This window comes from Sphingomonas sp. GW821-FHT10F09 (assembly GCF_058809195.1).
In genome coordinates, this window is the sequence record NZ_JBXASI010000010.1 from 16,590 (window position 1) to 35,755 (window position 19,166).

22 protein-coding genes are annotated in these 19,166 nt (G+C 70.6%); 10 read left to right on the top strand and 12 right to left on the bottom strand.

What is annotated here, in order from left to right:
- Position 1 precedes the first annotated feature (1 nt).
- The 8 genes from AC1RTO_RS18990 to AC1RTO_RS19025 are packed head-to-tail and all read right to left on the bottom strand — an operon-like array spanning position 2 to position 7,550.
- On the bottom strand, positions 2-1,078 hold the full coding sequence (locus tag AC1RTO_RS18990; RefSeq protein WP_493162405.1) for a protein-glutamate methylesterase/protein-glutamine glutaminase: 1,077 nt from the start codon (positions 1,076-1,078) through the stop codon (positions 2-4).
- Positions 1,075-1,971: a CheR family methyltransferase gene (locus AC1RTO_RS18995; protein ID WP_493162406.1), complete on the bottom strand. Its 897-nt coding sequence runs from the start codon at positions 1,969-1,971 to the stop codon at positions 1,075-1,077. Before AC1RTO_RS18995 ends, AC1RTO_RS18990 begins: the two co-directional genes overlap by 4 nt.
- A 25-nt stretch (positions 1,972-1,996) precedes the next feature.
- Positions 1,997-2,539: a chemotaxis protein CheW gene (locus AC1RTO_RS19000; protein WP_493162407.1), complete on the bottom strand. Its 543-nt coding sequence runs from the start codon at positions 2,537-2,539 to the stop codon at positions 1,997-1,999.
- A 14-nt stretch (positions 2,540-2,553) separates the two neighbouring features.
- On the bottom strand, positions 2,554-4,374 hold the full coding sequence (locus AC1RTO_RS19005) for a methyl-accepting chemotaxis protein (RefSeq protein WP_493162408.1): 1,821 nt from the start codon (positions 4,372-4,374) through the stop codon (positions 2,554-2,556).
- Positions 4,375-4,401: 27 nt separating this feature from the next.
- The gene (locus AC1RTO_RS19010) at positions 4,402-4,911 is read right to left on the bottom strand and encodes a chemotaxis protein CheW (RefSeq protein WP_493162409.1); all 510 of its coding nucleotides are present in this window, start codon (positions 4,909-4,911) and stop codon (positions 4,402-4,404) included.
- 1 nt (position 4,912) lies between these two features.
- Complete coding sequence (locus AC1RTO_RS19015; protein ID WP_493162410.1) at positions 4,913-6,868, bottom strand: chemotaxis protein CheA; 1,956 nt, start codon at positions 6,866-6,868, stop codon at positions 4,913-4,915.
- Positions 6,865-7,233, bottom strand: a complete 369-nt coding sequence (locus AC1RTO_RS19020; protein ID WP_493162411.1) for a response regulator — start codon at positions 7,231-7,233, stop codon at positions 6,865-6,867. The genes AC1RTO_RS19015 and AC1RTO_RS19020 overlap by 4 nt, the downstream gene beginning before the upstream one ends.
- Complete coding sequence (locus AC1RTO_RS19025) at positions 7,230-7,550, bottom strand: STAS domain-containing protein (RefSeq protein WP_493162412.1); 321 nt, start codon at positions 7,548-7,550, stop codon at positions 7,230-7,232. Before AC1RTO_RS19025 ends, AC1RTO_RS19020 begins: the two co-directional genes overlap by 4 nt.
- A gap of 220 nt (positions 7,551-7,770) precedes the next feature.
- Between AC1RTO_RS19025 and AC1RTO_RS19030 the strand changes: the two genes are divergently transcribed.
- Positions 7,771-8,274, top strand: coding sequence for an Rrf2 family transcriptional regulator (locus AC1RTO_RS19030; RefSeq protein ID WP_493162413.1), 504 nt, complete (start codon positions 7,771-7,773; stop codon positions 8,272-8,274).
- Positions 8,275-8,327: 53 nt separating this feature from the next.
- Here AC1RTO_RS19030 and epsC read toward each other — a convergent pair whose 3' ends face one another.
- Positions 8,328-9,272 carry a serine O-acetyltransferase EpsC gene (gene epsC, locus AC1RTO_RS19035; RefSeq protein WP_493162414.1) on the bottom strand — a complete coding sequence of 315 codons (945 nt, stop codon included), beginning with the start codon at positions 9,270-9,272 and terminating at the stop codon, positions 8,328-8,330.
- A 226-nt stretch (positions 9,273-9,498) separates the two neighbouring features.
- On the opposite strand from epsC, the gene AC1RTO_RS19040 reads away from it, so the two are divergent.
- The 4 genes from AC1RTO_RS19040 (at position 9,499) to AC1RTO_RS19055 (ending at position 11,199) form a co-directional block, all read left to right on the top strand.
- A complete protein-coding gene (locus AC1RTO_RS19040; RefSeq protein ID WP_493162415.1) occupies positions 9,499-10,122 on the top strand; it encodes a DUF1206 domain-containing protein in 624 nt (207 codons plus the stop codon).
- A 147-nt stretch (positions 10,123-10,269) separates the two neighbouring features.
- Positions 10,270-10,635, top strand: coding sequence for a hypothetical protein (locus AC1RTO_RS19045; protein WP_493162416.1), 366 nt, complete (start codon positions 10,270-10,272; stop codon positions 10,633-10,635).
- 123 nt (positions 10,636-10,758) lie between these two features.
- Positions 10,759-10,959, top strand: a complete 201-nt coding sequence (gene rpsU, locus AC1RTO_RS19050) for a 30S ribosomal protein S21 (protein ID WP_293874394.1) — start codon at positions 10,759-10,761, stop codon at positions 10,957-10,959.
- A gap of 36 nt (positions 10,960-10,995) precedes the next feature.
- On the top strand, positions 10,996-11,199 hold the full coding sequence (locus AC1RTO_RS19055) for a DUF5818 domain-containing protein (RefSeq protein ID WP_493162417.1): 204 nt from the start codon (positions 10,996-10,998) through the stop codon (positions 11,197-11,199).
- Positions 11,200-11,230: 31 nt separating this feature from the next.
- Here the strand turns inward: AC1RTO_RS19055 and AC1RTO_RS19060 are convergent, their stop codons facing one another.
- Positions 11,231-12,031, bottom strand: a complete 801-nt coding sequence (locus AC1RTO_RS19060; protein WP_493162418.1) for a SirB1 family protein — start codon at positions 12,029-12,031, stop codon at positions 11,231-11,233.
- A gap of 87 nt (positions 12,032-12,118) precedes the next feature.
- Here AC1RTO_RS19060 and AC1RTO_RS19065 point away from each other — a divergent pair, with 87 nt between their 5' ends.
- Both AC1RTO_RS19065 and AC1RTO_RS19070 read left to right on the top strand, forming a co-directional pair.
- Positions 12,119-12,481, top strand: a complete 363-nt coding sequence (locus tag AC1RTO_RS19065; RefSeq protein ID WP_493162419.1) for a hypothetical protein — start codon at positions 12,119-12,121, stop codon at positions 12,479-12,481.
- Between the two features lie 95 nt (positions 12,482-12,576).
- On the top strand, positions 12,577-13,224 hold the full coding sequence (locus AC1RTO_RS19070) for a 3'-5' exonuclease (protein WP_493162420.1): 648 nt from the start codon (positions 12,577-12,579) through the stop codon (positions 13,222-13,224).
- Here AC1RTO_RS19070 and AC1RTO_RS19075 read toward each other — a convergent pair.
- Entirely contained in the window at positions 13,207-13,833 is a 627-nt protein-coding gene (locus AC1RTO_RS19075) for a glutathione S-transferase (RefSeq protein WP_493162421.1), read from the bottom strand. The genes AC1RTO_RS19070 and AC1RTO_RS19075 overlap by 18 nt on opposite strands.
- Before the next feature lie 129 nt (positions 13,834-13,962).
- On the opposite strand from AC1RTO_RS19075, the gene AC1RTO_RS19080 reads away from it, so the two are divergent.
- Entirely contained in the window at positions 13,963-15,279 is a 1,317-nt protein-coding gene (locus AC1RTO_RS19080) for a POT-type proton-dependent oligopeptide transporter (RefSeq protein WP_493162423.1), read from the top strand.
- Here AC1RTO_RS19080 and AC1RTO_RS19085 read toward each other — a convergent pair.
- Positions 15,237-15,989, bottom strand: a complete 753-nt coding sequence (locus AC1RTO_RS19085; RefSeq protein ID WP_493162424.1) for a DeoR/GlpR family DNA-binding transcription regulator — start codon at positions 15,987-15,989, stop codon at positions 15,237-15,239. The two genes, AC1RTO_RS19080 and AC1RTO_RS19085, sit on opposite strands and share 43 nt — an antisense overlap.
- Positions 15,990-16,092: 103 nt before the next feature.
- On the opposite strand from AC1RTO_RS19085, the gene AC1RTO_RS19090 reads away from it, so the two are divergent.
- Positions 16,093-18,129, top strand: coding sequence for a phosphocholine-specific phospholipase C (locus AC1RTO_RS19090; RefSeq protein WP_493162425.1), 2,037 nt, complete (start codon positions 16,093-16,095; stop codon positions 18,127-18,129).
- A complete protein-coding gene (locus tag AC1RTO_RS19095; RefSeq protein ID WP_493162426.1) occupies positions 18,126-19,151 on the top strand; it encodes a Ca2+-dependent phosphoinositide-specific phospholipase C in 1,026 nt (341 codons plus the stop codon). The genes AC1RTO_RS19090 and AC1RTO_RS19095 overlap by 4 nt, the downstream gene beginning before the upstream one ends.
- Positions 19,152-19,166 lie beyond the last annotated feature (15 nt).

The window sequence follows — 19,166 nt, forward strand, 5'->3', positions numbered from 1 at the left end:
GCTATCGCGCCGCGGCGAGCAGCAGCTCGTGTGCGATGGTGCCGAGCGGCGCGATCCGGTCGGCGGCGCCGCGCGCGATCGCTTCCTTGGGCATGCCGAACACGACCGAGGTCGCCTCGTCCTGCGCGATCGTGCGCGCGCCCGCCTGCTTCATCTCGAGCAGCCCGCGCGCGCCGTCGTCGCCCATGCCGGTCATGATGACGCCCACCGCATTGGCGCCCGCATTGCGCGCCGCCGACCGGAACAGCACGTCGACCGACGGCCGGTGCCGCGACACCAGCGGCCCTTCCTTCACCGCGACGACATAGCGCGCGCCCTGCCGCTCCAGCATGGTGTGGCGCAGCCCGCCGGGCGCGATCAGCACGTGGCCGCGCATCACCGTGTCGCCATGCTCGGCTTCCTTGACGTCGACCTCGCACAGGCTGTTCAGCCGCCGCGCGAACGCCTTGGTGAAGCTTTCGGGCATATGCTGGACGACGACGATCCCCGGCGCGTTGGCGGGCAGCGCCTCCAGCACCGCGCGCAGCGCCTCCGTCCCCCCGGTCGAGGCGCCGATGCACACCACCATCTCGGTCGTGCGGCTCATCGCGCGGCCGGTGGGCGGCGGCAGCACGGCGTCGGCGGTCAGCTTCGCCGCGGGCGCCGCGATACCGCGCCCCGCCCGCCGCGCGCCCAGCCGCGCCGCCGCGGCGCCCTTCACCGTCTCGCAGATCTGCGCATGCGCCTCGGCGATATGGTCGGCGACGCCCATCCGGGGTTTCAGGATGATGTCGACCGCGCCGGCCTCCAGCGCCTGGAGCAGTGTTTCCGACCCCTCCTCGACCAGCGACGAACACATCACGACGGGAACCGGATGCTGGCTCATCAGCCGGCGCAGAAAGGTGATGCCGTCCATCCGCGGCATCTCGACGTCCAGCGTGATGACGTCGGGCACCTCGGCCTGGATGTAGCGCGCCGCGGCAAAGGGATCGGCGGCGGCGGCGATCACCTCGATCCCCGGATCGGCGGACAGGATCGCGGTCATCGCCTGGCGCACGCTGGCGCTGTCGTCGATGACGAGGACACGGACTGGCTTCATGGCATGGCGGTCCGTTGAAAGACGGTGTTGGCCACCGTCGTCAGGGGAAGGTCGAAACCGGCGATCGATTCCGAATGGCCGAGGAACAGGTAGCCGCCGGGGCGCAGGCATTCCGCCAGCCGCCGCACGACCTGTTCCTGCGTCGGCTTGTCGAAGTAGATGAGGACGTTGCGGCAGAAGATCAGGTCCATCGCCGCGCCGACGTCGTAACGCGTGTCCATCAGGTTGTGCCGCGCGAAGCCGATCCGCGCGCGCAGCGCCGGCGCCATCCGCACGTCGTCGCGCTTCGCCGCCTTCGCCGCCATGACGTAGCGCTGGCGCAGCACCGGCGGCACCGGGTCGACCGATGCCGCGGGAAAGATGCCGCGCTGCGCCACCGCCAGCACCTCGGTATCGAGGTCGGTGGCGAGGATCTCGTAATCCGGCCCGCCGGCCTGCGCGGCGAAGGCGTCCATCACCATCGCCATCGTATAGGGTTCCGCGCCGGTCGAGCAGGCCGCGCTCCACGCCCGCACCGGGCGCCGGCCGGCATCGCGCAGCGCCGGCAGCGCCGTGTCGCGCAGATAGTCGAAATGGCGCGGTTCGCGGAAGAAGTCGGTCTTGTTGGTCGTCACCGCATTGATCAGGTGGACCGCCTCCTCGTCGTTGCGGCCGCTGCCGAAGAACCATGCGCAATAGCCGCCGATCGTCCCGGTGCCGGTCGCCCGGACCCGGCGGCGCAGGCGCCCCTCCAACATGATGGTCTTGCTGCCGGGCATCTTGATCCCCGCCTCGTCGCGGATGAACTCCGCCAGCCGCTGGAAGTCGCGCGGCTCTAGCCGGTCGAGCGGTTCGGTGGCCGCCGCCGGTGCGGCGCGCGCGCCGCCCGGCCGGGTTCCGGTCGTGATCGTCATGGGAAAGGTCTTTCGGTTGCGCGAATCAGGCGGCGCGATCGAGCGCGACGAGGGCATCGTCGTCGCCCGAGAAGATCGGCCCCGCCGCCAGCAGCACGACGAAGCCGTCGGGCCGCCGCACGACGCCGTCGATATAGTCGGAGCGCCAGCGCACCCCGATATCGGGCGTCGTCTCGATCGACGCGGCGGGAAAGCTCGCGACGTCGAGCACGCGGTCGACGATCAGGCCCAGCGTCAGCTGGCGCACGCCGCCCTCGGCCCCGTCGCCAGCCATCCCGTCACCGGCCATCCCGTCGCCGGCCGCCCCCGCGCCGACCGGCACGTCGACGACCAGCACGCGGGTGGTGACGCCGATCGCAGCGGCGGCCATGCCGAGCCGGACGCGCAGGTCCACCATCGGGATCGCCTCGCCGCGCACCTCGATCAGCCCGGCGAGCCACGCCGGCCCCTGCGGCATGCGAAACGCGTCGCGATGGTCGAGGATCTCGCGCACCGTGCCCACCGGGAGGGCGAAGGTTTCGCCCCCCAGGTTGAACACGACGGCCTGCACGTCCCCGCGGGCGGACATCAGACCGGCGGCGGTCACGCCGCGCGGCCGAATTCGGCGTCTTCGCCGTCCGCCCCGCCCTGCGTCAGGTCGAGCGAGAAGCCGCGGACGCGGGCCTGCTGGTCGGCGACCGAGCCGGGCTTGGCCTTGGCGCGGGCGGGTGCGCGCACCGCGGCCTTCTTGGCGGCGGCCGGCTTGCGGGCCGCCGGCGTGGCGGTGCGAGCGGCGGGACGGACGCTGGCCGAGATCGCCTCGATCTGGAAGAAGGAGATGCCTTCCTGCAGCTCCTCCGCCTGGCCCGCCAGTTCCTCGGACGTGGACGAGATCTGCTCGGACGCCGACGCATTCTCCTGCGTCACCTTGTCGAGCTGCTGGATCGCCTCGTTGATCTGGCTGGAGCCGATATCCTGCTCGCGGCAGGCGGCGCTGATCTCGGACACCAGTTCCGCGGTGCGGCGGATGTCGGGGACCAGCTTGGTGAGCATCTCGCCGGCCTGTGCCGCCGCGGCGACGGTGTCGGACGAGACCGCGCTGATCTCGGCCGCCGCGGTCTGGCTGCGCTCGGCGAGCTTGCGCACCTCGGAAGCGACCACCGCGAAGCCCTTGCCATGTTCGCCGGCACGGGCCGCCTCGACCGCCGCGTTCAGCGCGAGCAGGTCGGTCTGGCGCGCGATTTCCTGCACGATGCCGATCTTCTCGGCGATGGTGCGCATCGCGCCGACCGCCTTGTCGACCGCCGCGCCGCTGGCCTCGGCATCCTTCGACGACTGGCGCGCGATCTTCTCGGTCTGCGCCGCATTGTCGGCATTCTGTTTGATGTTGGCGGTCATCTGCTCCATCGATGCCGATGCTTCCTCGGCGGCCGCGGCCTGTTCGGTCGCGCCCTGCGACACCTGGTCCGCGGTCGAGGACAGCTGCTGCGTGCCGGCGGCGACATTCTGTGCCGCCAGCGTGGCGTTGCCGAGGACGCCGCGCAGGCGCTCCACCATCGACACCAGCGAATGGCCCAGCTTGTCCTTGTCCGACAGCGGCTGATAGTCGACGGTCAGGTCGCCGCGCGCGATCATGTCGGCCAGCGCGGCCGATTTGCGCAGGTTCACGGTCATGTTACCGACCGTGTCGATCAGGTCCTTGATCTCGTCGTTCGACGTCACGGTCATCTCGCTGTCGAGATCGCCGATCGCGACCGCATCGAGCGCGGCACGGGCCCGGTTCAGGCCGACTGAGACGACGCGCGAGATCCAGATCGCACCGCCGATGGCGACCACCAGCGCGAGGCCGGCGACGAGGAGCAGCGTCGTGCGGGCGGAGGCGTAGAGGTCGTTCGTGCTGGCATCCGCTTCCTTCATGCGTTGCCGCTGGAGGCCGACGAGCTTCTGGGTGGCGGCGCCCATCGCCATCACCTCGACGCGCGCGTCACCCATCGACAGCCTCAGCGCCTCGTCGTTCCGGTTGGCGAGCGTGAGGATCCGGATGCGCTCGTTGATCGCCTTGTACGCGTTCCAGCGCGGAATGACTTCGGCCCAGATCGGCTTACCCCGCTCGGTCGCGCGGCCAAGGCCCTCGGCGATCTCGCGATCGACCTTCGCCCGCATCTCCACCATGCGATCGCCGAACTTCTGCTTTTCGGTCAGATCGGTCGTCGTCGCCATGTTCTTCTCGTTCCGCACGACCCGTCCCGAATCGGCGTCGATGGACAGCGCGGTATCCAGCTGCATGGCCGGATCCGCGATCACCTGGGTGATGGCGTTATTGAGCTCGTTCATCCGGCTGATGCCGACGCCGACGATGCCCAGCATCATCGCGACGAGGACGGCGAACGTCGCCCCCAGCTTCATTTTGATCGTGGCACGCATTGGTAAAGCCTCCCCGGCTCGTTGAAATCAGTGAAGGGTGGTGGCGCCGGCCCGGTCGGCCAGCGTCTGGAACACGGTCTGCAGGTCGGGCATCACGACGATGTCGTGCGCGCGCCGGACGAGGCAGCGGACATGGTCGCGCGGCCAGCGCATGCCGATCGCGGGCGGCTGCTCGCAGGCATCGGCGCTCAGCGTCGTCACCGCGTCGACGCGATCGGTGGTCAGCCCGATCAGCAGCGCCTCGCCGTCGATCGTCAGTTCGATCACGACGATGCGGCTGAGCGCGGTCGCCGCCGCCTGCTCCATCCCGAAGGCGGGACGCAGGTCGGCGAGCGGGATGACGCGGCCGCGGAAGTTGATGACGTGGCCGACCAGCGGGTCGGCGCCCGGCACCGCGGTGCGCGGCATGACGTCGAGGATCTCGCGGACCAGCACCGCGTCGAGCGCGAACACCTCGCCGCCCATGCCGAAGGTCAGCACCTCGAAGCTGGTGCCGGGCGGCGGCAGCTCGCCCGATGTGGAAGAGGGATGGGTCATGTCAGCTCGCGGCACGCAGCCGCTCCTCCCTGGGTTGGGCCGCCGCGACGAGCTGGCCGATGTCGAGGATCAGGGCGACGTTGCCGTCGCCGAGGATGGTCGCGCCCGCGAAGGCGGCGACGCCGCGGTGCAGCGCGGTCATCGACTTGATGACCGTCTGGTGGTTGCCGATGATCTGGTCGACCACCAGCCCGACGCGCTCGTTGCCGACCGCGACGACGACGATCTTCTGATAGGGATCGGCCGGCGTGCCGGTGGCGAACAGTTCGCGCAGGCGGACGAACGGCACCAGCCGCTCGCGCAGCGTGATGAGGTTCTGCCCGCGTGCGCGCCGATCGTCCTCGGGCGACAGTTCGAGGCACTCCTCCACCGCCGACAGCGGCATCACGTAGCGGCTGTCGCCGACGCGGACGAGCAGCCCCTCGATGATCGCCAGCGTCAGCGGGATGCGCAGCGTGATCGTCGACCCCTCGCCGTCGGTCGAGGCGATGTCGATCGTGCCGCGCAGGCTCTCGATCGTGCGCTTGACCACGTCCATGCCGACGCCGCGCCCCGACAGGCTGGTCACCGTCGCCGCGGTCGAGAAACCGGGGTGGAAGATCAGGTGGAGCAGTTCGCCGTCGGTCAGCGGCTGGCCGGCCTCGATCAGCCCGTTCGCCTCCGCCTTGGCGCGGACGCGGGCACGGTCGATGCCGCGGCCATCGTCGCGGATGGTGATGATGACCTCGCCGCCCGCCTGATGCGCCGACAGGCGGACGACGCCGCCCTCGGCCTTGCCCGCGGCGCGGCGCTGCTCCGGCGTTTCCAGCCCGTGATCGCAGCTGTTGCGGATCAGGTGGACGAGCGGATCGAACAGCCGTTCGATCACGGTCTTGTCGATCTCGGTCGCCTCGCCCTCGGTGACGAGCGCGATCGACTTGCCGGTCTCGCGCGCCAGATCGTGGATCAGGCGGCGGAAACGGCCAAACAGATGCCCGACCGGCACCATGCGCAGCACCATCATCGTGTCGCGCAATTCGCCGGCGAGCCGTTCGATCTCTTCGGAGATGGAGCGCATCGCGACGCCGCCGTCCTGATGCGCGAGCTGCGACAGGCGGCTCTGCGCGATGACGAGCTCGCCGACGCGGTCCATCAGCGCATCCAGCCGCTCGGCGGGGATGCGCACGCTCTCGCCGGCCGGCCGGCCCGCCTCGATCGCCACCGACGTCGCGTCCATCTCCGGCAGGTCGACGGCGACCGGCCCCATGTCGGGCGCCGGCATCGCCGCGGCCGCCTCGAGCGGCTCGATCGACAGGGTCATGTCGTCGATGACGAAGAGGAAGACGTCCTCGATATCCTCGCGCGACACGGCGCCGGTCAGCGTCACGTCCCAGCTGACATGCATTTCGGCGACGTTCAGGTCGGCGAGCGCCGGCACCGTGTCGGTGCGGGCGACCACCGTACAGTCCCCCAGTCCCCGCAATTCGTCGAGCAACGCCAGCGGATTGGTGCCGTTGACGACCGCGTCGGGCGGCAGCCGGAACGACAGGCGCCAGCCCGCCGCCGGCGCGTCGGACGCGGCAGCGGCGGCCGGTGCCGTGCCGCCGCGCGCTGCCTCCAGCGCCGTCGCCAGCCGCGCCAGGATCGCATCGCCCGCGGCCTTGGGCGCATCGCCGTCGACCAGCGCCCGCATATGGTCGCCCGCCGACAGGATGACCGCGACCATCTCTCCGGTCGCCGGGACGATGCCCTTGCGGACCTGGTCGAACACGCTCTCGCAATGGTGGGTGAAGCCGGCCAGCGCGTCGAAGCCGAACATCGCGCCCGACCCCTTCAGCGTGTGCAGCCCGCGGAACACCGCATTGACGAGGTTCGCATCGTCCAGCCGGTGGGTCAGGTCGAGCAGCCCCTGTTCGACCTGGTCGAGCAGCTCGCCCGCCTCCACCCGGAACGCGGCGATCGGATCGTCGAGGCTCATCGGCCGAGCACCTTGCGCGCGACCTTGACCAGCTGCTCGGGCACGAACGGCTTGACCAGCCAGCCGGTCGCGCCGGCCGCCTTGGCCTGCGCCTTCATGTCGGCGTCCGATTCCGTGGTCAGGAAGATGATCGGGATACCGGCCTGCGCGGGCTGGCTGCGCAGTTCGCGGATCATCGTCAGCCCGTCCATGTTGGGCATGTTGAGATCGGTGACGATCATGTCGAAACGGGTTTCGGCCGCCTTGGCCAGACCTTCGACGCCGTCGCCGGCCTCGGTGACGGTATAGCCCGCGCCGGTCAGCGCGATGCGGATCGCCATGCGCAGGCTCGCGCTGTCGTCGACCGTGAGGATCGAGGCGCTCATGACTGGATATCTCCTTGCCAGAATGCGATGTCGTCGGGGGATCCCGTCATGAAGCCACTCCGTTCGAGGACGGAGGTGAACGGCGGTGGCAGGGGCCCGACGAGCGAAAAGTCGATGCCGATGGCCAGGGCATGCCGGCGCGATGCGGCCATCAGCTGGATGACCAGCTGGGTGATGGACAGGTCGAATGTCCCTACGGACGACAGATCGACGCGAAGAGCTTGCCGTGACGTGAAGGCCTCGATCAACCTGTCCGCAAATTCACCGAGTGAATCGATCTTCAGATTGTATGGAACGGCCATGGTCAGTGACTTCATCTTTTCACCCGTGATAAGATTTCACACGATCATCCCGCGGACGCATGACGCATCCAACGGTGCCTCCACGCACCCCGCTCCCGATTATGTGTTATATTTCAATCGACAAACTTGCCGCAGGCTGTCATCCCAGCGTCGAATGCTTGGGAAACCCTGTTGTCGTTGAGACAGCCGCTAGAATGTAAGAATGAAAGTTACATTAATCAGGGAGAGTTGAAGCTTGCCAACGAGCACGCGTTTTGCCGTATCCGTCCATGCTCTGGTCCTGCTCGCCCGCCACGACGGACGGCCGGTGCGGTCGGAAACGATAGCGGCCGATGTCGGCACCAATCCGGCGGTCATTCGCGCGCTGTTCTCGCGCCTGTCGGCGGCGGGGCTGGTCGCGTCGCATCGCGGCAACGGCGGTGGCACGGTACTGGGCCGGGCGGCGTCGGAAATCCGCCTGCTCGACGCCTATCTGGCGGTCGAGGACCATGAAATCTTCAGCGTCCATCGCGCGATGTCGCAGGATACCGCCGCGATCGGGCGGTTCGTCGTGGCCAGCCTCAGCGCACCGCTGCGGCAGGCGCGTCAGGCGCTGGAGGACGAGCTGGCCGCGGTGTCGATCGCGGACATCGCCGCCAGCATGACCCGGCTGCAGGCGGACGATTCCGCGCCGGGTGAATCCGCCACGGGAGGGCGGCGGGACGACCCCCTCGCCCAGGGCCGATCGACATTCAGATGATGACGTGCCGAAACCGCCGTTTGCAGGCCGTCAGGGCTGCATGGCGATCCGGCCTAGCCTGCAATACCACCCGCCGGCGCGACGATCGCCTCGGCCACCTCGACCACCGAATCGGGCGGGACGTCGCGGCGCAGCCAGACGTTGCCGCCGATTCGGGTGCGCGCGCCGATCGTGATCGGGCCGAGCAGGACCGCACCGGCGAAAATGACCACGTCGTCGCCGATCGCGGGGTGGCGGCGCACGAACGCCTCGCCCGCATCGCGGGCCGCGCCCGTCACCGACGGCTCGCCGCCCAGCGTCACCCCCTGATAGAGCCGCACGCGGTCGCCGATCGTCGCGGTCGCGCCGATGACGATGCCGGTGCCATGGTCGACGAAGAAGCTGCGCCCGATCCGCGCGGCGGGATGGATGTCGATCCCCGTCTCGGCATGCGCGACCTCCGCGATCACCCGCGCGACCAGTTCCGCGCCGAGCCGGTGCAGCCGATGCGCGAGCCGGTGATGGATGATCGCCGCGACCGACGGATAGGACAGCAGCACCTCGTCGACGCTGCGCGCCGCGGGATCGTTGGCGTAGCCCGCCTGGATATCCTCGTCGAGCAGCCGCCGGATCGCGGGCAGGCTCGCCGCGAAATCGCCGACGATCCGCTCGGCGCGCACGCCCTCCTCGACGCTGTCGATCGCCGGCGAGACGATCCGCAATTCGAGCGCGATCTGCGCCGCGAGCTGCGACAGCGTCGATTCGAGCGTCGCCTCGACCCAGCGATTCTCGTTCTCCGCGGTCAGTTCGGGCGGCCCCAGCCGCAGCGGGAACAGCGCCGCGCCCAGCTCGCGCAGGATACGCGCCAGCGCCTGCCGCGAGGGGAAGCGGATGCCGCGCTCGGCATGGCGGGCATGCCCCGTCCGCCAGTCGCGCCGCGCCCGCTGGAGGCCGTCGACGACACGGCCCAGTTCGCCCGGAAACGCGATCGTCGGCACGTCCTGGAGATGGTCGGTCATAAGGGAAATCCTGTCCGTTCGGGTCTTTGGCGGTCCGGCACGGCGGTTTGCACCGCCTCCGGCCGATCGGTGCGATCATCCACCAGCGCGCTCGGAATTCCCGCGAAGAAAAGATAGCCCGCGGCAAAAGGCGGCTTGCGCCCAGTCGCTCCCCGCCCCCCGGGTCACAGGCGGAACGAACCCATCCGGCTGCGGTTCTCGGGGAAAGGGGATATTGCTCGGCGTCATGGCGGCCGGCTTGCTGGCCTACGGCATCTGGCGGGTCGCCGACGCCACGTTCGATATCGAGTGCCACGGCAACGATCGCGGCGGTGTCATGGAACGGCTGGCCGCGGGCGCCAGCGGCATCGTCCATTTCGTGCTCGCGTGGCAGGCGGTCCGGCTGATGCGGGGGGCGGCGCTGTCCGGCGACAGCCCGCACGAGGGAACGGAGGCGGCGCTGCAACTCCCCAGTGGCTGGGCGCTGGTCCTGCTCGGGGCCGGGCTGTTGTTCGTCCTCGGCGCAGTACAGCTCGTCAAATCGGTAAAGGCGTCGTTCCTGCGCTATCTCGATCCCGCAGTCGCGCAGCGCCGATGGGTGCAATGGAGGGGCCGGGCCGGCTATGCCGCCCGCGGGCTGGTGTTCCTCATCAGCGGCTATCTGCTCCTGCGGGCCGGCATGGACGAGGAGGCGCGCGAGGGCGGCGGGATGGCGCATGTCCTGTCGTGGCTGACCGAACCCTTCGACCTAATCGTCGGCGCCGGACTGCTGGCGTTCGGCCTGTTCAGCCTCGTCGAGGCTCGTTATCGCCAGCTGCACGACGTGCCGGTCGACGAGGCCGTCCGCCGCGCGACGAGCGGGCACCAGTGATAGCGACCGTGAGCCGCGGGGCACCGATTCGCTTTCTGCGTTCACGCCGGCCCGCGACCGCGATGACGCCCTTTTTTACGATCGTCGCGCCCGCAACCGGCGCCGGCGCGTTGTCACGGCTCCTTATCGAACGGGGTCCGACCTGACATGACGCACGAAAAGCTCGACCCCGACTTTGCCGATCTGCCTCCGGTCGAGCGCGCGGAGATCGAGGGCCTGTCTGGAATCGGCCTGCATCATGCGCCTCCCGTCGGGGAGCGATCGGCCGATGCGTCGTTCCAGCATCCCGAGCAGGACGTCGCGGGTACGGTGTGGGAACCCGACTGGGAGCCGATCGAAACCTGCCCGGACGACATCGTCGTCATGCTCGACGACGGCGATTGCCAGATGCTCGGCCGGCGCGAGATGGGCATGTGGATGGAGCTGACGAACGGCGAAGAGGTCGCACGACCCGACTTTCTGCCGATGCTCTGGTCCTGTGCGCCCGAACAGGTTAAGTACGACCTGATGTGATGGGCAGGCCCGCGTACGATCGTCGTCATGATATCGTGCGGGGTCGTCCCTCAGCCTTTTCTTGGCAACCGAGCCATCTGGCGGTAGGTGCCGCAGCCACCGATAGTCCGAGGCCGATTTCCCATGTTGATTACCGTACGCGACAACAACGTCGATCAGGCGTTGCGCGCCCTGAAGAAGAAGCTGCAGCGCGAGGGCGTCTATCGCGAGATGAAGCTGCGCCGCCATTACGAGAAGCCCTCGGAAAAGCGCGCGCGCGAGCATGCCGCCGCCGTCAGCCGTGCGCGAAAGGCCGATCGCAAGCGCCTCGAGCGCGATCGCTGATCGACTCCGCACGCGAGCGGCAGGATCGGGCGGCACGTGGCGACCATCGGGACCCGGGTCGACGAGACCGGCACCCTGATTCGCGACGGCGGCGCCTTTTACCTGCGCCGCGACGCGGGCGGACGCTACCAGCTCGAACTGCCGCGGACGCCCGTCGACCTCGTCGAGAAACGGGTGAGGCTGGTCGGTACGCTGATCGGCGCCGCGCTCGTCGATGCCGACGGGGTCGCACCCGCATAAGGCGGGCGCGACTCGCGCGCGTCCCGTCCGGTCACGCCGCCGGCAGCGCGTCCAGCGTCGCCATGACGCGCGTGCGCAACGCCGGCTCGCGCGTGATCTCCAGCATCGCGCCGAGGCTGGCGCGCGCCGCGGCGACGTCATGGTCGACCAGCTCGAGCCGGGCGCGCTGCCACCAGGCATGCGGGTGGAAGGGCGCCATCGCCGTCATCCGGACGTAGAGCGAAAGCGCGCGGCGCCCCTGCCCTGCCTGTTCGGCGCGCGACGCCTGGTTCTGGAGCAGGCGGACCAGCACCGCCCGGTTGGGCATCGCCGTGACGTGCGTCGCTGCCCGCCCGGTCCCGGCATGGGCGTCGATCAGCGTCGCGAGCCGCTCGGCGCCGACGCGGACGCCGCCGGCGAACGGGTCGACGATCACCGGCGTCGCCTCCGCACCGACGACGACCAGCACGTGCCCCGGCACGTCGAGGACGTCGGCGCGCCAGCCGAGCCGCCGCGCCATCGCGACCCAGAGGATCGACAGGCTCACCGGCAGTCCGCGGCGCCGCTCCAGCACGCGGATGAGGTCGGCATTGGCGGGATCGTCATAGGTGTCGGCGTCGCCAGCGAACCCGAACGCACCGCCGAGCACCGCGGCGAGCGCATCGGCCCGCGTCGCCGCCGTCTCCGCATCGCCGCCGACCGATTCGAGCCACGTTGCCATTGCGTCCAGCAGGTCGTGGCAGGGCGTGAGATCCACGCCGGGGTGGTCGAGCAGCGCCAGCGTCAGAGCCGCCTCGTCGAGGGCGATCTCCTCCTCGTCGATCAGGCCGAGGCGATTGAGGTCTTCATCCATGCCGCCTAGATGGGAAGCGCCGGCCCGTATGGAAAGCGCATCCGCCGGCCCCTTGTCGGCACTCCCGATTCGAAGGTGGAAAGCATCATGAGCGGTTCGGCAGACGCATGGGACGGCGAACGCGTCCGTACCTGGCTGGACAGCCGCCTGCAGGCGGCACGCCTCGATCAGGCGGCCGCCGACCGGCGCGGCTATGCGGCAGCGGACGATTACGACAAGGCCGCCGCCGAGGAATGGGCCTGCCGCGCGCTCAGAACCGCGGACAGCGCCGACGATCGCGCGGCGTTCGCAGCGCAGATCAAGGACCTGCTCGCCCGCGACGAATACCGGACCACCGGCATCCACGACGACCAGCGCTTCGACCGCCACGTCCGCGCTACCCTGCGAAAGATCGGCAAGATGACCAAGGCGAACGAGGGCTTCGCGAACAGGCTGCGATACCAGGACTGACGCCCGGCCGGTCGGACGCGGCACCGCGCGCACCCGACCGTTACCGCAACCGGGCCGTTTGGACAGCGCGCCGGCGGGGCTGTATGCCCCGGCGCATGGTCCCTCCCGCCCCCCGTCCCGCCATGGCCACCACGCCGGTCGCGGACGCGCCCGACTTCGTCGTCATCGACGTCGAAACCGCCTGTTCCCGGGTCAGCAGCATCTGCCAGATCGGGATCGTCGGCTTCCGCGACGGCCGGATCCAGTTCGAATATGAGACGCTGATCGATCCGCGCGACCGGTTCAGCAGCTTCAACACCCGCATCCACGGCATCGCCGCGGCGCATGTCGTTGGGCGACCGTGCTTCGCCGAGGTGCACGAGGCAGTCTGCGGCCATCTGGCCGGCCGCGTCACCGTCGCGCACTCCAGTTTCGACAAGGGCGCGGTCGCCGCTGCCTGTCGCGTCCACGACCGGGCGATGGTCGACACGGTCTGGCTCGACAGCGTGCGGGTCGCGCGACGCGCCTGGCCCGAACTGCCGAACCACAAGCTGAACGTCGTGTCCCATCATCTCGGCATTCCGCTGCGGCACCACGACGCCCTCAGCGATGCGCGCGCCGCGGGGATGATCGTGGTCAGGGCGATCGAGCATACCGGTCTGTCGCTGGCGGAATGGCTGACGCCCGTCACGCGCCAGCGGCTCCGCCCGGTCCCGCCACCGGCGGTCGGCGCGCCCTTTGCCGCGCTAGCCGGGCCCGCCTGACGGCGGCGCGTCCGGCGACCAGGGGGTCGCCCGCTGCATGATCCCGGCAAAGAGGTCCGAGGCGAGGTGGCGCGCGAGCCACGCCTGCAACCGCGGCAGCGGCTGCGCGTCGAACCATTGCCGGTCGACCGCCGCGAACTGCCGGACGAACGGCAGGATCGCGGCATCGGTCATCCCGCGCGCCGCGCCGCCCAACTGATCGGCCCCGGTCAGCCGCGCCTCGAGATCGCGCAGGAAGCGGAGGCCGTCGTCGCGATGCGCGTCGGGGTCCGAACCATGGCGATCGGGATATTTGTACCGGTCGAGGTGATGCTTGAACATGCCGTCGTTGGCGGCGATCAGCGCCGCGTCGTCGCGCGCCAGCCAGCCCTCGGGGTCGCACGCGGCCAGCGCCCAGCGCATGATCTCCAGGCTTTCGTCGATGACTGTTCCCTCAGCCGTCTGCAGCACGGGCACGGTGCCCTTGGGCGATGCCGCCAGCAATGCGGCCGGCTTGTCGGCGAGCCGCACCTCGCGAAGCGCGTAGCGGGTATGGCTCGCCGCCAGCGCCAGCCGCGCCCGCATCGCATAGGGGCAGCGGCGGAAACTGTAGAGGATAGGATCGGCCATGACCGCGCTATGCGCCGCCGCCCGCCCGCGCGATAGGCCGCGCATCGCCGGGGCTGCGCCCGCGAGCGCGCCTCCGCACTCCACGCGCCGACCCCGGACTGCAACACTGCGCGCCTAAGGGCTGCTGCGATGACGCACCCCGCGCCCGCTTCAACGCCCGCTTCGACGCTTCGCCGACTCGCGCTGACCGAGGCGTGGGAGCGCTTCTCCCTCCACGGCGTGAAGGCGCTGCTGACGCTGTACCTGCTCACCGTGGTGCTGCCCGGCGGCGTCGAGCGGGTCGTCGGGCTCGCGACGCTGCGCCGCGCGGTCGAGGCCGCGACCGGGACGGGCGGCGACCTCGCCTTCGCATCGCAGCTCTACGGCCTCTACGGCGCGCTGACCTATCTCGCTTTGCCCTTCGGCGGGTTGCTCGCGGACCGGCTGCGCTCGCGCCGGGCGACGATCGTCGCCGGCGGCGTGCTGATGACCGCGGGGCATATCTGCCTGATCTACCCTGCCGCGCTGCTCGCCGGGCTGGCACTGCTGATCGTCGGCACCGGGTGCCTCAAGGGCAATCTGGCCGCCGCGGTCGGTGCGGGGCATCCGCCGGGCGATTCGCGCCGCGACCGCGCCTTCCTCGTCTATCTCGGCTTCCTCAACGTCGGCGCGATGCTCGGTCCGCTCGTCTGCGGGCTGATCGCCGCGCGGCTCGGCTTTTCCTATGCCTTCGGCGCCGCGGCGGCGGGGATGATCGTCGCGCTGGCCGTCTTCCACACCGTCCCGGCGACGCCCGCCGCCATGGACGATCCCGCACCCGCCGGCGGCGGACCGGGCCTCGCGCGCGCCTGGCTGGCGGTGGTGTCGGTGACGCTGTGCTTCAGCGCCTACGAACAGCTCACCAACATCTTTCTCGTCTGGGCGAACGCGCATGTCGACCTGCATGTCGGCGGCTTCGCGGTGCCGCCGGCGTGGTTCGCCGCGGCGGACGGGCTGTTCACGATCCTGCTGGTCGTCGCCGGCGCCCTTACTTGGCCACGGCTGGCACGCCGCGGGTGGGAGCCGCCCGCCACCGCGAAGCTCGCGCTCGGCTGCGTCGCGGTCGCGACCGGCTATGCGCTCACCGCGCTGCTCGCGCTGTCCGGTGCGCGGCTCGGGCTGGCGGGGCCGGTCGTCGTCGTGCTGCTGCTCGACATCGGCATCGTCCTCGCCTGGCCCGCCGCGCTCGCGCTCATCACCGCCGCCGCCCCGCGCGGCCGCGGCGGGATGATGGTCGGCATCTTCTATCTCCACGGCTTCGTCGCGCATCTGGTCGTCGGCCGCCTCGGCGCCGCTTATGCGACGATGCCCGCGCCGCGCTTCTGGCTGCTGCATGTCGCCATCGCGACGGCGGGCGCGCTGGTCGCGCTGCCGCTGCTGCGCCGTCAGGCGACGACGAGCTCGATCCCCGCCAGCGCCTTGCGATAATCGTCCGACGGGGCGGCATCGGTCACCAGGACGTCGACCGCGTCGAATCCGGCGACCCGGATCGTGCCATAGCGTCCGAACTTGGTCGCGTCCGCCGCGACCAGCACCCGCCCCGATTGCGCGATCATCCGCCGGCACGTCGCCGCCTCGCCGACGTGATAATCGGTGAAGCCGTGGTCCGGATGGACCGATTCGACCGACAGGATCGCGAGCGACGGCGTGAACAGCGCCAGATAGTCGAGCGCGGTCGGATCGAAGCAGGCGCGATAGTCGTAATCCAGCTCGCCGCCCGCCAGCAGCACGCGATTGCCCGCGCGGCCGCCCAGTTCGGTGGCGACCCCGATCGCATTGGTGACGACGGTCAGCTCGCGATGGTCGCGCAGCGCGCGCGCGACATAATGGCCAGTCGTGCTCGCATCGAGGAACAGCGTCTGCCCGTCCGCCACGTAGCGCGCTGCGGCGGCGGCGATCCGCTGCTTCGCTGCCGCATTGCGTTGCAGCCGCGTCGCGAACGACCCCTCCACCTCGACCCGGGCGAGGCGCACCGCGCCGTGGCTGCGCACCACTGTCCCGTCCGCCTCCAGCACGCGCAATTCGCGCCGCACCGTCTCGTCGGACACGCCCAGCGCCAGCGCCAGTTCGGTGATGCCATGCGCATCCCCCGCGCCCAGCCGTTCGACGATCGCATCCTGCCGGCGTTGGCGCTTCATCACGTGACCCATCTCCCTCGCGTCGTCGTAGCAGCCAGCACCATCCGGTCAACAATCCCGCACTTTACACGCGAATGTCATCAATCTGCCGCAAGCGAACCGGATGCGAAGCCCCATCGTCCACCGCCGCGCCTTCCTCGCCGGCACCGCCCTGTCCACTACCCTGTCCGCCGCCGCCCGGGCCACCGGTCGCGTCCCGCGCGCGCCGGCCGGTTCGCTCGCGGATGTCGAACATGTCGTCATCCTGATGCAGGAGAACCGCTCCTTCGATCATTATTTCGGCACGTTGCGCGGCGTCCGCGGCTTCGGCGATCCGCGCCCCGCCACATCACCCGCCGGCACGAGCGTGTGGGAGCAGGCGCAGGACGCCACGGCCGGCGGCGCGACCGTCCGCCCGTTCCGGCTCGACACGCGCACCACCGGCGCGGGCTGCATGCAGGGCCTCGACCACAGCTGGAAGGGCAGCCACGCGCGCTGGCGCAACTGGGACGTGTGGGTCCCGGAAAAGGGGCCGTTCGCCATGGGATATCTGACCCGCGACGATCTCGCTTATTATCACGCGCTGGCGGACCAGTTCACGATCGGCGACGCCTATCACGCCTCCGTCCATGGCCCGACCGGGCCGAACCGCCTCTATCACTGGACCGGCACCAGCGGGCTGACCGTCGGGCGCGAGGGCGCGTTCAACGTCACCAACGACGGCGTCGATCCCAATCCCGGTGCCGACATGGCAAAGGACGATGCCAGCGCCGGGCTCGGCTGGACGCCCTATGCTGCGCGGCTCGACGCCGCCGGGGTGACGTGGCGCGTCTATCAGGAATATGACAATTACTCGGACAACCCGCTGGGCTATTTCGCCGAGTATCGCGGGCTCGACCCCGCCTCCACCGCGTATGCCCGCGCCCGCGCCTGGGTGCCGGGATCGACCGCGGCGAACGCCGATGCGTCGCGCGGCGAGCACCTCGTCCGCGCCTTCGCCGCCGATGTCGCGGCGGACCGCCTGCCGCAGGTGTCGTGGATCGTCGCGCCGTTCCACATGTCCGAACATCCCGACGCGCCGCCCGCCTATGGCCAGGCGCTCACCGCCGCGCTGGTCGCCGCGCTCGCGGCCCATCCCGACGTCTGGGCGAAGACCGCGTTCATCCTCAACTATGACGAGAACGACGGCTTCTTCGATCACATGACGCCGCCGCTGCCCGCGACGCTGCCCGGCATGGGCGCGAGCACCGTCGCGTTGCGCGGCGAGATCCATGCCGGCGAACCGGTCGGGCTCGGCGTGCGCGTGCCGCTGATCGTCGTGTCGCCGTGGACGCGCGGCGGCTGGGTGAATTCGCAGCTGTTCGATCACACCTCGGTGCTGCGCTTCCTCGAACGACGCTTCGGCGTGATGGAGCCCAATATCAGCCCGTGGCGTCGTACCGTCTGCGGCGACCTGACCTCGCTGTTCGACTTCGCGGTGGCGCCCGACGCGCGCCGCGACACCGGCTGGCTCGCCGCGCTGCCCGCCGCGACCGGCTATGTCGCCGCCAGCGATGCCGCATGCCGGCAGGCGCCACCCAGGGTCGCGACCGCCCCGCCGCCCGCGCGGCAGGAACCCGGCACCCGCCCCGCCCGCGCCCTGCCCTACGACCTCGACGTCGTGCCGGCGTGGGCGGGCGATACGCTGTCGCTCGCCTTCCACAATCGCGGCCCGCAGGGCGCGGTGTTCGGCGTCGCGGGCGCCGCCGACGACGGCAGCCCGCGCCACTATACCGTCGGCGCCCGCCGCAGCCTGACCGATCGCTGGCACGCCCCGCGCCCGCTCGTCGTCAGCGGCCCCAACGGCTTCCACCGCAGCTACGCCGGCCCCGCGCGGATCGAGAGCCGCATCGCCTTCGAGGGCGAGCGCACGGTCCTGCGCCTGCGCAATCGCGGCACCGCCACCGCGACGATCGCGCTGCATTCCGCTTATGCCGAGCCGGATGTCGATCGCATCACGCTCGCCGCGGGCGCCCGCGCGACGATCGCCCTCGCGCGCCAGCCGGCGCACCGCTGGTACGACGTCACCGTCACCGCCGGCGATTCGACGCACCGGCTCGCCGGCCATTGGGAGACCGGCGCGCCCGGCATCAGCGAACCCGCCCTGAGCGGTGCGGCATGATCCGCACGCTCGCGCTCCTCGCCGGGCTCGCCACCGCGGCGACGCCAATGCCCGGCTTGCGCCTCGATCAGGTGCAGCTGCTCGGCTCGCACAACAGCTACCGCCCCTATCCCTCGCCCGCCGCCCGCGCGCGGATCGCCGCCGCGCTGCCCGCCGAATGGCCCGCCCTCGCTTATGGCCATCCCCCGCTCGAGACGCAGCTCGCACTCGGCCTGCGCCAGATCGAACTCGACGTCGCACCCGATCCGCACGGCGGCGCCCATGCCGCGCCTTATGCCGACGCCGATGCGGACACCCGCGCTGCGATGGCCGCGCCGGGCGCGAAGGTCCTCCACATCGCCGGGATCGATACCGACGCGCATTGCCCGACGTTCCGCGCCTGCCTGTCGGTGTTGCGCCGCTGGTCGGACGCGCATGCCGGCCACACGCCGGTGATCGTGCTGGTCAACACCGGCGATGCGGGCGGCACGCGGTTCGACGCCGCCGCGCTCGATGCGCTCGACGCCGACATCCGCACGACGATCGGCAGCGCGCGGCTGATTGCCCCCGACTCCGTTCGCGGCACCGCCCCGACGCTGCGCGCCGCCGTCCGCGCGCACCGCTGGCCGACGCTCGCGCAGGCCGCGGGCCGCTTCCTGTTCGTGCTCGACGGCTCGTCCGCGCATGAGGACGCCTATCGCGCCGGCCATCCCGCGCTCGCCGGCCGCGCGATGTTCGGCTTCTACGACGAAACCGCGGCGGAGGCCGCGGTCTTCAACATCCAGGATCCGATTGCCGAAGGCGACCGCATCCGCCGCCTCGTCCGGGCCGGTTTCCTCGTCCGCACCCGCGCCGACGCGGGCATGGCGGAGGTCCGCACCGGCGACCGGCGCCGGCTCGACGCCGCGGTCGCATCGGGTGCGCAATGGATCAGCACCGATGCCTATGACGGCATTCCCGATCCGGTCGGCTATGCCTATCGCGCCGCATTGCCCGGCGGCGCCTTCGCCCGCTGCGATCCGGCGACCGCGCACTGCCGATAAGGAAAAAGGGGGCGC

Coding starts and splice junctions, on each gene's coding strand:
- AC1RTO_RS19005 (WP_493162408.1), bottom strand. CDS start 4,374: ATGCGTGCCACGATCAAAATGAAGCTGGGGGCGACGTTCGCCGTCCTC.
- AC1RTO_RS19070 (WP_493162420.1), top strand. CDS start 12,577: ATGGTCCCTCCCGCCCCCCGTCCCGCCATGGCCACCACGCCGGTCGCG.
- AC1RTO_RS19040 (WP_493162415.1), top strand. CDS start 9,499: ATGGCGGCCGGCTTGCTGGCCTACGGCATCTGGCGGGTCGCCGACGCC.
- epsC (WP_493162414.1), bottom strand. CDS start 9,272: ATGACCGACCATCTCCAGGACGTGCCGACGATCGCGTTTCCGGGCGAA.
- AC1RTO_RS19090 (WP_493162425.1), top strand. CDS start 16,093: ATGCGAAGCCCCATCGTCCACCGCCGCGCCTTCCTCGCCGGCACCGCC.
- AC1RTO_RS19065 (WP_493162419.1), top strand. CDS start 12,119: ATGAGCGGTTCGGCAGACGCATGGGACGGCGAACGCGTCCGTACCTGG.
- AC1RTO_RS19020 (WP_493162411.1), bottom strand. CDS start 7,233: ATGAGCGCCTCGATCCTCACGGTCGACGACAGCGCGAGCCTGCGCATG.
- AC1RTO_RS19000 (WP_493162407.1), bottom strand. CDS start 2,539: ATGTCCGCCCGCGGGGACGTGCAGGCCGTCGTGTTCAACCTGGGGGGC.
- AC1RTO_RS19045 (WP_493162416.1), top strand. CDS start 10,270: ATGACGCACGAAAAGCTCGACCCCGACTTTGCCGATCTGCCTCCGGTC.
- AC1RTO_RS19075 (WP_493162421.1), bottom strand. CDS start 13,833: ATGGCCGATCCTATCCTCTACAGTTTCCGCCGCTGCCCCTATGCGATG.
- AC1RTO_RS19060 (WP_493162418.1), bottom strand. CDS start 12,031: ATGGATGAAGACCTCAATCGCCTCGGCCTGATCGACGAGGAGGAGATC.
- AC1RTO_RS19010 (WP_493162409.1), bottom strand. CDS start 4,911: ATGACCCATCCCTCTTCCACATCGGGCGAGCTGCCGCCGCCCGGCACC.
- AC1RTO_RS19025 (WP_493162412.1), bottom strand. CDS start 7,550: ATGAAGTCACTGACCATGGCCGTTCCATACAATCTGAAGATCGATTCA.
- AC1RTO_RS19085 (WP_493162424.1), bottom strand. CDS start 15,989: ATGAAGCGCCAACGCCGGCAGGATGCGATCGTCGAACGGCTGGGCGCG.
- AC1RTO_RS19095 (WP_493162426.1), top strand. CDS start 18,126: ATGATCCGCACGCTCGCGCTCCTCGCCGGGCTCGCCACCGCGGCGACG.
- AC1RTO_RS18995 (WP_493162406.1), bottom strand. CDS start 1,971: ATGACGATCACGACCGGAACCCGGCCGGGCGGCGCGCGCGCCGCACCG.
- AC1RTO_RS19080 (WP_493162423.1), top strand. CDS start 13,963: ATGACGCACCCCGCGCCCGCTTCAACGCCCGCTTCGACGCTTCGCCGA.
- rpsU (WP_293874394.1), top strand. CDS start 10,759: ATGTTGATTACCGTACGCGACAACAACGTCGATCAGGCGTTGCGCGCC.
- AC1RTO_RS18990 (WP_493162405.1), bottom strand. CDS start 1,078: ATGAAGCCAGTCCGTGTCCTCGTCATCGACGACAGCGCCAGCGTGCGC.
- AC1RTO_RS19015 (WP_493162410.1), bottom strand. CDS start 6,868: ATGAGCCTCGACGATCCGATCGCCGCGTTCCGGGTGGAGGCGGGCGAG.